Origin of the sequence: Stenotrophomonas panacihumi (assembly GCF_001431645.1) — a bacterium.
Classification (GTDB): domain Bacteria; phylum Pseudomonadota; class Gammaproteobacteria; order Xanthomonadales; family Xanthomonadaceae; genus Stenotrophomonas_A; species Stenotrophomonas_A panacihumi.
The window spans coordinates 40,512-52,473 of record NZ_LLXU01000074.1 but is presented as its reverse complement, the minus strand read 5'-3'; the positions used below and the strand labels follow the sequence as shown (position 1 = coordinate 52,473).

General features: G+C 67.0%; 8 protein-coding genes. All 8 read left to right on the top strand.

Annotation, left to right across the window (positions count from 1 at the left end; all coding sequences use genetic code 11):
• Positions 1–50 precede the first annotated feature (50 nt).
• On the top strand, positions 51–1,382 hold the full coding sequence (locus ARC20_RS08315) for a glycosyltransferase (protein ID WP_108143372.1): 1,332 nt from the start codon (positions 51–53) through the stop codon (positions 1,380–1,382).
• Complete coding sequence (locus ARC20_RS08310; protein WP_108143361.1) at positions 1,375–2,169, top strand: ABC transporter permease; 795 nt, start codon at positions 1,375–1,377, stop codon at positions 2,167–2,169. Before ARC20_RS08315 ends, ARC20_RS08310 begins: the two co-directional genes overlap by 8 nt.
• Positions 2,166–3,410, top strand: coding sequence for an ABC transporter ATP-binding protein (locus ARC20_RS08305; RefSeq protein ID WP_057646312.1), 1,245 nt, complete (start codon positions 2,166–2,168; stop codon positions 3,408–3,410). The genes ARC20_RS08310 and ARC20_RS08305 overlap by 4 nt, the downstream gene beginning before the upstream one ends.
• A 10-nt stretch (positions 3,411–3,420) precedes the next feature.
• Positions 3,421–5,244 carry a methyltransferase domain-containing protein gene (locus tag ARC20_RS08300; protein ID WP_057646311.1) on the top strand — a complete coding sequence of 608 codons (1,824 nt, stop codon included), beginning with the start codon at positions 3,421–3,423 and terminating at the stop codon, positions 5,242–5,244.
• Entirely contained in the window at positions 5,241–6,161 is a 921-nt protein-coding gene (locus tag ARC20_RS08295) for a GDP-mannose 4,6-dehydratase (protein ID WP_057646310.1), read from the top strand. Before ARC20_RS08300 ends, ARC20_RS08295 begins: the two co-directional genes overlap by 4 nt.
• Positions 6,161–7,126, top strand: a complete 966-nt coding sequence (locus ARC20_RS08290; RefSeq protein ID WP_057646309.1) for a GDP-mannose 4,6-dehydratase — start codon at positions 6,161–6,163, stop codon at positions 7,124–7,126. Before ARC20_RS08295 ends, ARC20_RS08290 begins: the two co-directional genes overlap by 1 nt.
• 26 nt (positions 7,127–7,152) lie before the next feature.
• A complete protein-coding gene (locus ARC20_RS08285) occupies positions 7,153–10,854 on the top strand; it encodes a glycosyltransferase (protein ID WP_057646308.1) in 3,702 nt (1,233 codons plus the stop codon).
• Positions 10,855–11,002: 148 nt separating this feature from the next.
• Entirely contained in the window at positions 11,003–11,953 is a 951-nt protein-coding gene (locus tag ARC20_RS08280) for a UDP-glucuronic acid decarboxylase family protein (RefSeq protein ID WP_057646307.1), read from the top strand.
• Positions 11,954–11,962 lie beyond the last annotated feature (9 nt).

Genomic DNA, 11,962 nt, shown 5'->3' with positions numbered 1-11,962 from the left:
AGGCCCCGTCCGTGAGCGGCCGATCGCGAAGCGCCGGAACCGGCGTGGGGCTGTTGAACTTCCTGGCCTGGATTCGCAGGCAGGCGCCGCTGCGCAAGGCTTACCACCTGATTCCCGCGCGTGGGCGCGTTGCATTGGCTGGCGTGATGGCGGCACGTGCCAACGCGCGCGTGCGATTTTCCCGCACGCCCGCATGGGATCGCGCCGTGCCCGTGGTGGCAGCGCCTGCCGTCGCCACGGCGGACAAGCACGCGCCGGGCGTCAACATCATCGGTTACATCCGCGGGCAGTTTGGCCTGGCGGAAAGCGCCCGGCACTACGCGCGCGCGCTGATCAACGCGGGCGTGCAGGTGCGGCTCCACGACGTCGACCTCGACCTGCCGCATAGCTGGGACGATCGCAGCCTGGAAGCGTGGATCGGCGACGACGTCCCGCACCGGGTCAGCATCATCTTCATCAACCCGGACTTCCTGCACCAGGCGCTGGACAAGATCGGGCGGGCGCGCATGGCGAACCAGCACCTGATCGCGTGCTGGTTCTGGGAGCTGGAACGGATCCCGGCGCCGTGGCTGCCGGTGATCGCCGAAGTGGACGAAATCATGGTGGCGAGCGAGTTCGTCGAGCGCGCCTTCCGCCGCGTCACCGACAAGCCGGTCCTGCGGATTCCGCAGCCGCTGGAAGACGTGCCCGACAGCGGCCTGCAGCGCACCGACTTCGGCCTGGAGGAAGGCAAGTTCACCTTCCTGGTGACCTTCGATTTCAACTCGTGGGTCGCGCGCAAGAACCCGCAGGCCGCGGTGCAGGCGTTCCTCGCCGCATTCGCGCCGGGGCGCGACGACGTCCGCCTGGTGGTCAAGTCCAGCAACGGCTTCCGGCATCCGGAGGCGTTCCGCGCGCTGCTCAATGCCACGGCGCGGGATCCGCGCATCATCGTTCGCGACGAAGTCATCGAACGTGCCCATCTGTATGCGCTGCAGCGCTGCGCGGACGCATACGTGTCGCTCCACCGCGCCGAGGGCCTGGGTCTGGGCCTGGCCGAATGCATGGCCATGGGCAAGCCGGTCATCGCCACCGGCTGGTCCGGGAACCTGGAATTCATGACGCCCGAAGCGGCCTGCCTGGTCGATTACACGCTGGTCCCCGTGCGGGAAGGGGAATATCCGCACGCCGAGGGTGCCCAGTGGGCCCAGGCGGACATCGCCGATGCCGCGCGCGCGATGCGCCGGCTGGCGGACGATCCCGCGGCGGCGGCCGCGTTGGGCCTGCGGGGCCAACGGCTGGTGAGGGAGCGTTTGTCTCCGGAGCGCAGCGCCAACCTGCTGAAGGCCCGGCTGGAAGAACTTGAGAAATCCGACGTGGAGGGTCGAGCGTCCCATGCGTGACATGCTGAGAGCGATCATTTCGTATCGCTTCTTCATCCTTTCTTCGGTCAAGAACGACCTGAAGATCCGTTTCCTGCGCAGCAAGCTCGGCACGCTGTGGATGATCATCCATCCGCTGATGCAGGTGCTGATCTTCGCGCTGATCCTGTCCGAGGTGCTGTCGGCCAAGTTGCCGGGCATCGACAACAAATACGCCTACGCGCTCTACCTGATGGCGGGCACGCTGGGCTGGAGCCTGTTCACCGAAACCATCACCAAGTGCGTGGGGTTGTTCATCGACAACGCCAATCTGATGAAGAAGATGGCGTTCCCGAGGATCTGCCTGCCCTTGATCACGCTGGGCACGATGCTGGTGCAGAACATGCTGCTGTTGCTGGCGATCTTCATCGTGTTCGCCGCGCTCGGCCACTTCCCGGGCGTGCAGATCCTCTGGGTGCCGGTGCTCACGCTGCTGACCTTGTTCCTGTCGTTGTCGCTGGGCACCCTGCTCGGCGTGCTGAACGTCTTCGTGCGCGACATCGGCCAGGTCATCCCGGTGGTGCTGCAGGCGCTGTTCTGGCTCACGCCCATCGTCTACAACCTGCAGATCCTGCCGCCGGCCACGCAGGCGTGGTTCCGGCTCAACCCGCTGTATCCGCTGATCACCAGTTACCAGAACGTGATGGTCTACAACAAGCCGCCGCTGTGGGGCGACCTGACCGGCCTGATCGTGGGCACCTTGGTGCTTGGCGTGATCGCGCTCGTCGTGTTCCGCAGGGCCAGCGCTGAAATGGTGGACGTCCTATGAGCGGCCGGGTCATTGTCCAGGGTGTTGGCAAGGCCTACACCCAATGGCGCAGCGAATGGCAGCGTTTCGCGCGCTGGTTCGGCGCCAATCCGCGGCCGCTGGTCGAGCATTGGGTGCTGCGTGATGTCAGCTTCGAGGTGGCGCCTGGCGAGGCGGTCGGCATCATCGGCCAGAACGGCGCCGGCAAGAGCACGCTGCTCAAGCTGATCACCGGCACGGCGCGGCCCACCGAGGGCCACGTTGCCCTGACCGGGCGCGTGGCGGCCATCCTCGAACTCGGCATGGGCTTCAACCCGGAGCTGACGGGGCGCGAGAACGTCAGGCATGCCGCCGGCCTGCTGGGTTACACGCAGGAGGAGACCGAGCGGATCCTGCCGGAAGTCGAGCGTTTCGCCGAGATCGGCGAGTACTTCGACGAACCCGTGCGCTCCTATTCCAGCGGCATGCAGGTGCGCGTGGCCTTCAGCATCGCCACCGCCACCCGCCCGGACGTGCTGATCGTGGACGAGGCGCTGTCGGTGGGTGACGCTTACTTCGTCCACAAGTGCTTCCAGCGGATCCGCCAGTTCCGCACGGCGGGCACCACGCTGCTGTTCGTGTCGCACGACCCTACCGCGGTGCAGGCGCTTTGCGACCGCGCGATCCTGCTGGTCGGCGGGCGCAAGCTGCTCGACGGCGATCCGCGCGAAGTCTTCGATTACTACAACGCGCTGATCGCCGAAAAGGAGAACAGCAAGTTGCTGGTCGAGAAGACCGCCGATGGCGCGGCCAAGACCGAATCGGGCACGCGCGAGGCCGAGGTCGAGCGCGTCAGCCTGCTGGACAAGACGGGCGCGCCGGTCGAATACATCGGCGTCGGCGAGCCGGTGGAGCTGGAAGTGCTGGTGCGCGTCAACGAGCCCGTCGAGCGCCTGGTGTTCGGCTACATGATCCGCGACCGCCTGGGCCAACCCGTGTTCGGAACCAATACGCACCACACCGAACAGGTGTGTGAGAATCTGCCGGCAGGGGCGTTGATGCGGTTCCGCGCGGCCTTCCAGATGTCGCTGGGGCCGGGCAGCTACTCGATTTCCGTAGCGCTCTCCAGCACCGAGACCCACCTGGTCAGAAACTACCATTGGCGCGACCTGGCCCTAGTATTCCAGGTGGCCAACGTCGGGTTGGATGCGTTCATCGGGACTGCGTGGTTGCCGCCTGTCATCGTCGTGGAAAGCGCCGAAGCCGGCACTGCATTGAATTGAGGGCGACCACATGAACGTCAAATTGGAAGAGGCTTCCGGCAGCATCATGCAGCGCGTGCGCGAAGAGCTGCTTGCGCGCCGGGCGCAGGAAGCAGGCGTGACCGGTGGCGACGCCGCGGGCTGTGTGGCCGGCCCGGTATTCTGGCGGCCGGAGGGTCGTTTCAACGAGAGAGACCAGTACCGCCTCGACGACCTGTTGCAGTACGAGGACGAGGAGTTCGTCGAGAACGCCTACCGGGCCGTCCTGCGGCGTGCCCCGGACGACCAGGGCTTGTCGCAGTTCACCGGCGAGCTGCGTGCCGGTGCATTGACCAAGGTCGAGATCCTGGCGGCGCTGCGCTGGTCGCCCGAGGGCTTGGCCAAGTCGGTTCACGTCGATGGCCTGCTGATTCCGACCACGTTGCAGAAATGGAAGCGCAAGCCCGTGGTGGGCCCGCTGATCGACTGGCTGCACACGCTGGCGCGGTTGCCGCGCCTGGCGCGCCAGCAGGCGATCCAGGGCGCCCGCAGTGTCCGCGAGGCCCGGCGTGTCGGCGAGCTGCTCAATGCGCTCGCGGGCAATAGCGTGTCCCGTGCGAGCCAGCTCGAGCGGCGCCTGGCGGAACTGGCGGTGGACGTGGCGTCTTCCGCGGCCGATACCGCCTCCCGTTCGGCCGTGGTGGAAAACATCCTCTCGGCCGAGTTCGGCCAGGAAGTCTTCGCCAGTGCGGCCGCGGGCGCGGGGAACGCGGATCCTTCCGCGCCGGCTCGCCCGAGCCTGCTCGTGCGCCTGAGCCGGGCGGAAGAGCGCCTGGACGGATTGTCGGACGACGTCGTCGCAATCAAGGCGGCCGTCGAGCGCGTGGAGCAGGAAGTGGCGCGGCTGGCGAGCGTGCAGGCCGCGCGCATCGAAGGCGAAGCGGCGCTGCTTGAGCGCGAAGCGGCGCGGCGCGAAGCGCTGGCCGCGCGCGACCGTCAGCTGGATGCGCTGCAGGTGCATACCGATGAGCGCCTGCGGTTCCTCGAATCGGCCAGCGTCCAGATGGGCAACATAGTCAACGCGCTGGCGGTGGCCCCCATCCCCGCGGCGCCCCTCGAATCCCCCGAAGAAGCCGCGAACGAGGACGACGCCGTGCCGGCTGTCCGCCCGCCCGCACCGTCCGCTTCCGGGATGGATGCGCTGTATTCGGCGCTGGAAGACTCGTTCCGCGGCTCCCGCGAATTGGTCCGCGAACGCGTGCGTCCCTACCTGGCCGAAATCGAGACCGCGAGCCGCGGCATGCCGCAGGACAGCCTGGTGATCGACATCGGCTGCGGCCGTGGCGAATGGCTGGAACTGGTCCGCGATGCCGGCTACCAGGCGCGCGGCATCGACATGAACACCATGTTCGTGCAGAACTGCCGGGCCCTGGGCCTGGACGTGGTGCAGGGCGACGCCTTCGACGTGCTGCGCGGCATGCCGAGCGGTTCGGCGGCCGCCATCACCTCGATCCATCTGATCGAACACCTGCCGTTCGAGACGATGATCGCCCTGATGGACGAGTGCCGCCGCGTGCTGCGTCCGGGTGGTTTGATGATCCTGGAGACGCCGAACCCCGAGAACCTGATGGTGGGCGCGTTCTCCTTCTACATGGATCCGACGCATCGCAATCCGTTGCCGCCGGGCCTGATGTTCTGGCTGGCACGCTCGCGTGGCTTCGCCGAGGTGCGCATCGAACGACTTACGCACGCACGTGCCGTGGAGTTCCCCGCGTTGCTGGATGAAGACCAGCCGGGTGCGTCTTCGCTCAACCGCATCATCGAGCAGTTCCGTGCGCCGCTGGACTACGCCGTGATCGCGAGGAAGCTCGCATGACCGATCCGCGTCCCGCATTGCTGGTGACCGGTGCCAGCGGCTTCGTCGGGCATCACGTGCTGGCGGCGGTCGAGCAGGGCCTGTTCGGCCCGGTGCGGGCGGTCGTGGCGCCGCAGGGCTGGGACATCCAGGACCTGGCCGCGGTGCGCGAAGTGGTGGCGCAGGCCCAGCCGTCGGCCGTGCTGCACCTGGCCGCGCAAAGCTTCGTGCCGCGTTCGTTCGAGGACCCGGCGGGCACGCTGTCCATCAACGTCATCGGCACGTCGAACCTCATCCAGGCCCTGTCCGACGCGGGTTTCGGCGGGCGGATGTTGTATGTCAGCTCGGGCGACATCTATGGCGCCGTCGCCGACGCCGACCTGCCGGTGGACGAGAACACGCCGCCGCACCCGCGCAGCCCGTACGGCGTCAGCAAGTGGGCGGCAGAGCAGCTGTGCCTGCAGGCCCAGCGCATCGGCAAGCTGGATTGCGCGATCGCGCGGCCTTTCAACCACATCGGCCCGGGTCAGGGCGAGCAGTTCGTGCTGCCCTCCATCGCGCGCCAGATCGTGGCCATCGAACGCGGCGAGCAGGAGGCCGTGATCGACCTGGGCGACGTCGACAGCACGCGCGACTTCACCGATGTCCGCGATGTCGTCGCGGCCTACGCGGCGATCCTGCGCGCGGGCCACCCCGGCAGCGTCTACGTCGTGGGAAGCGGCAGGGAGCGCAAGGTGCGCGACCTGCTGGCCGACATGCTCGACCTGGCGGGCGTCACCGCGACGCTGCGGCAGGATCCGGCGCGCATGCGCCCCTCCGAACAGCGGCGCATGTGCGCCGATGCCACGTCGTTGTCCAGGGACACCGGCTGGCGACCTACCCTCGATATCAGAACCACCCTGTCCGACATTCTCGAATTCGCAAGGAACCGCAAATAATGACCAAGACTGCATTGATTACTGGCGTCACCGGCCAGGACGGCGCGTACCTCTCCAAGCTGCTGCTGGAGAAGGGTTACGAGGTGTACGGCCTGTTGGCCCGCCGCAGCACCGATACCCTGTGGCGCCTGCGCGAACTGGGGATCGACGCGGACGTGCGCATGATCGACGGCGACCTCACCGACCTCTCCTCGCTGATCCGCGCCATGCAGATCTCCTCGGCCAGCGAGGTTTACAACCTCGGCGCGCAGAGCTTCGTCGGCACGTCGTGGCAGCAGCCGATCGTCACCGCGCAGATCGACGGCGTGGGCGCGCTGAACGTCCTGGAAGCCGTGCGCACGGTCAACGACAAGGCGCACTTCTACCAGGCCTCCACCAGCGAGATGTTCGGCCTGATCCAGGCCGAGAAGCAGGACGAGACCACCCCGTTCTATCCGCGCAGCCCCTACGGCGTCGCCAAGCTGATGGCGCACTGGGCGACGGTGAACTATCGCGAGAGCTTCGGGCTGCACGCGTCCAGCGGCATCCTGTTCAACCACGAGTCGCCGCTGCGCGGCATCGAGTTCGTGACCCGCAAGGTCACCGACGCGGTCGCCCGCATCAAGCTCGGCAAGCAGAAGGAACTGCGCCTGGGCAACATCGACGCCAAGCGCGACTGGGGCTTTGCCGGTGACTATGTCGAAGCCATGTGGCTGATGACCCAGCAGCCGGCCGGCGACGACTACGTCGTGGCCACCGGCCTGACCACGACCGTGCGCGACATGTGCGACATCGCGTTCGGCCATGTCGGCCTGAAGGCCCAGGACCACGTCGTGATCGATCCGCGCTTCTATCGCCCGGCCGAAGTGGACGTGCTGCTGGGCAATCCGGCCAAGGCGATGGCCAAGCTGGGCTGGAAGCCGAAGACCTCGCTGGAGCAGCTCATCACGATGATGGTCGACGCAGACATGCGGCGCCTGGGCTGAGCGGCGGCGGGGGAAGGAGCACGTTGATGCGCATCGCGCTGGATCTGCAGGCCTGCCAGACCGCATCCCGGCATCGGGGTATCGGTCGGTATTCGCTTGATTTCACCCAGGCCCTGCTGGCCAATCCGGAAGGAATGGAGTTCCTGGTCGGGCTGGATGGCACGTACGCGGGCGAGGCCGACGAAGTCCTCGCCGCGCTCGAAGGGCGGCGCTCGCGTGCGGCTTTCAGCCGTTACTACTATCCGGGGCCGGTGCAGCCGCATGGCCATCCGGCCGACGGCCTGCGGCCTGCGGCCGATGGCCTGGTCGCGAACCATTACGCGGGGCTGTCGCCCGATCTCGTGCATGTCCACAGCCTGTTCGAGGGTTTCGTGGAGCATGCGGGCGGTTCGCGCGGCCTGGCCTCCGTGCCGGGGGCGATCAGCTCGGTCACGCTGTACGACTTCATCCCCAAGGTCTTTGCCGAGCAGTACCTGGCGCAGCCGGAATACCGGGCGTGGTACCTGTCGCGGCTGCAGGCGCTGCAGCGCTTCGACGTGATGCTCTGCATCTCCGAGGCCACCCGGCGCGACGCGATCCGCCTGCTGGGCATCCAGCCCGAGCGGTTGGCGGTGATCCACGCGGGCGTCGGCGCCGAGTTCAAGCCACTGGGGGGCGATCGTTCTGAACATGCGGCGCTGATGCGGCGTTTCGGCATCGAGGATCGCTTCGTGCTCTATACGGGCAACGGCGACTTCCGCAAGAACCTCACCGGCGCGATCGAATCGTTCGCGAAGGTACCTGCTGCCGACCGTCGCAACGTGCAGCTGGTGCTCAACCAGGTGGGCGACGAGAAGTCGCTGCGCGAGCATGCCAGCCAGTGCGGGCTGCGTCCGCGCGACCTGGTCATTACCGGCAAGATCTCCGACGCCGAACTCATCGCGATGTTCCAGTCGTGCGATGTGTTCTTCTTCCCCTCCTTGTACGAAGGGTTCGGCCTGCCGGTGCTGGAGGCGATGGCCTGTGGCGCGCCCACGATTTCTGCCGACAATTCCAGCCTGGGTGAAGTCGTCGCGCGCAAGGACGCGATGTTCGACGCATCGCGCCCCGAGTCCGGCGCCGAACTGCTGGCGCGCGCCCTGCGCGACGGCGATTACCGCGAGAACCTGCGCGAATTCGGCTTGCAGCGTGCAGGCGAGTACACGTGGGAGCGCACCGCGGCCTTGTCGATCGCCGCCTGGCGCGAGGCCAGGCAGCGCAAGGAGGAGATGGTCCGCGCGCCGCGGTTGGGCATGCCGAAGCGGCCGCGCGTCGCGATGGTGACACCGCTGCCGCCGCAGCGGACGGGTATCGCCGACTACGTGGACGAGCTGGTGTCCCCGCTGTCGCGCTACCTGGACGTGGACCTGTTTACCGACGCCGATCCGGAGTCGTTGCAGGCCTATCGCCTGCGCTTCAACGTGCGCCCGTGGCAGTCGCTACCGGGGCTGGCCTCGCGCTACGACAGCGTGATCTACCAGTTCGGCAATTCGCCCTTCCACGCCCACATGGTCGGCCTGCTGGAGCAGGTGCCCGGCGTGGTGGTGCTGCATGACGTATTCCTGAGCTCCCTGTTCTGGTACATGGAGCGGCACGGTGGCGTGGCGGATGCATTCCGCGATGCGCTGGCCCATTCGCATGGCCGCGGGGCGCTGTCCGTGCTGGCCGACGAGGGCGAGATGGCGGCCCGCAGCCGGTATCCCGCATCGCTGCGCGTCATCGAGGGTGCCGAGGCGCTGATCGTCCATTCCGCGCATTCGCTGGAAGTGATCGAGCGCTACTTCCCGGATAGCCGGCGTCCCGTCGTCTCCGTCGCGCCGATGCCCCTGCGGCTGCGCCCGTCGTCCGACGGCACGCCGGACCTGCGGAAGGCCACGCGCTCGCGGCTGGGCCTGACGGCCGATGAAGTGCTGCTGGTCAGCTTCGGGTTCCTCGCCGATACCAAGCTCAACCACCTTCTTCTCGAAGCGGTGGCCGGGCTTCCGTCCGCCTTGCAGCAGAAGATCCGCCTCGTCTTCGTGGGCGAGAACGATGGCGGCGAGTACGGCGCTTCCATCACGCAGCAGGTGCGCGCCCTGGCCGGCCAGGTCAAGGTGGAAATCACCGGTTTCGCGGACGACGCGCTCTACCGGGATTACCTGGAGGCGGCGGATATCGCGGTGCAGCTGCGCGCCATCAGCCGGGGTGAAACCTCCAAGGCGGTCTACGATTGCATGGCGCATGGCCTTCCCACGATCGTCAACGATTACGCCAGCTTTGCCGAGCTCCCGGCGCAGGTCGTGCGCAAGGTCGAAGCGCGGCCGGACGCCGCGGTGCTGTCGGCGGCCATCGCGGCGCTGATCGAGGACGACGAAGGGCGTCGCCTGCTGGGCAGTTACGCGTACGGCTACATCCGTCGCCAGCATGACCCCGATATCACCGCGCGCGTCTATGCCAGCGCGGTCGAGGAAGCCCGGCGCCACCGCAGTTGGGCCAGTGGCGAGCTGGTGGTCAAAAGCATCGCGGATGCGCTCGATGGTACGGCCAGCTCACCGCGCGAATTGGATGCAGTGGAGCATTCGCTGGCTGTCGCCACGAGGAGCAGCGGGTCGCCGCGCCTGTTGCTCGACCTGAGCGAGCTGGTCGAGGCTGATTACCGCACCGGCGTGCATCGCGTGGTGCGCAATATCGCCCGCGAATGCCTGTTGGCCGAACGACCCACCCAGCTGAAGGTGGATGTCGTGGCGCACGACCGGCAGGGGCGGCTGCGTTCCGCCGAAACCTACGCCAGCACGGTGCTGGGGGTTCCTCCGGGCGGTGGTCCGGACGACGTAAGCATCCAGGGCGGCGATGTCCTCATGCTGCTCGACTCCGCGTGGGAGGCCGTCGAGCGTTATGACGCCTCGATCGCGTGCGTGCATACCCGCGGGGGCAGGGTGGGGGCGTTCGTGCACGACCTGATTCCGCTTCGCCAGCCGCAGTACTGCGTCGACTACATGCCTGCCGTCTTCGAGCAGTGGCTGCGGTACGTGGTGAAGCACTGCGATTTCCTGGTGTGCAATTCGCGGGCGACCGCGGACGACCTGTCCGCATGGATCAAGGAAACGGGCGCCGAACGCCGCGAACTGCAGCGGATCGGCCATGTCCACCTGGGCAGCGATCTGGTGGAAGGCGCGAGCGACGTGGCGCCGGCCCGCCTGCGCACGATCTTCGAGGGCGAGGCGTTGCTCATGGTCGGTACCGTCGAGCCGCGGAAGGGGCACGACCTGGCCCTGGACGCGTTCGAGGAAGCCTGGAGAGCGGGTAGCGAACGCCGGCTGGTCATCGTCGGCAAGGAAGGCTGGAACGTGACGGCGATGGCCGATCGCCTGCGGCGCCACCCACAGTTCGGACGCCGGCTGTTCTGGCTGGAAAGCGTCGACGACGAGGAGCTGCGCTACGCCTATGGCGCATCCGCTGCACTGCTCCAGGCGTCGCGGTCCGAAGGTTTCGGCTTGCCGATCGTGGAGGCCGCTCGCTACGAGCTGCCGCTGCTGCTCAGCGACATTCCTGTTTTCCGCGAGATCGCGGGCGACCACGCGCGCTATTTCACCCTGGGTGACGGTTCGGCGCTGGCGCGGCTGCTGATGGAAGACCTGCCGCCGGCACCACCCAAGGACCTGGGGCGCACGTGGTCGCAGTCTGCACAGGCACTGTTACACCTGGTTGATCGCGGGGGCTGGGATTACTGACCCCGCGTGCGGGCAGCGGGGGGCGGGCGCGATGACGCGTGCCCCGTGGGCTTGCAACGGCTGATGTGCGGTAACGTATTATCCCGTTATTACGGATTCCTCGGCCGGTATATGCCCCGAGGCCTGAACTTTCTACCCAAGGATTAGAATGTATACGAACGATAGCCGGGTACTTGTGACCGGAGGCGCGGGTTTCCTGGGTTCCCACCTCTGCGATCGGCTGATCGAGGCGGGCCACGACGTCCTTTGCGTGGACAACTTCTACACGGGCCGAAAGGCCAACGTCGAGCAGCTGCTCGGCAATGCGCGTTTCGAGCTGATGCGCCATGACGTCACCTTCCCGCTGTACGTGGAAGTCGACCGCATCTTCAACCTGGCCTGCCCGGCCTCGCCAGTGCATTACCAGGCCGACCCGGTGCAGACGACCAAGACCAGCGTGCACGGCGCGATCAACATGCTCGGCCTGGCCAAGCGGGTGCGCGCGCGCATCCTGCAGGCGAGCACCAGCGAAGTCTATGGCGACCCGGAAATCCATCCGCAGGTGGAAGGCTACTGGGGCCGCGTGAACCCCGTCGGCATCCGCAGCTGCTACGACGAAGGCAAGCGCTGCGCCGAAACCCTGTTCTTCGATTACTGGCGCCAGCACCAGCTCGAGATCAAGGTCATGCGCATCTTCAATACGTATGGCCCGCGCATGCATCCCAACGATGGCCGCGTGGTCAGCAACTTCATCGTGCAGGCCCTGCGCGGCGAGCCGATCACCATCTACGGCGAAGGCACCCAGACCCGCAGCTTCTGCTACGTGGACGATCTCGTCGAGGGCATGCTGCGCCTGATGGACAGCGAGGGCGGCTTCACCGGCCCGGTGAACATCGGCAACCCGCGCGAGTTCACCATGCTGCAGCTGGCCGAGACCGTGCTGCGTCTGGTCGGCGGCAAGTCGAAGCTGGTGTTCGAACCGCTGCCCTCGGATGACCCGAAGCAGCGCCAGCCGGATATCAGCCTGGCCAAGGAAAAGCTCGATTGGGAGCCGAAGGTCGCCCTGGAGGATGGCCTGAAGGAAACCATCGCCTACTTCCGGAAGCGACTGGAGGAGTGACCGTGGGCC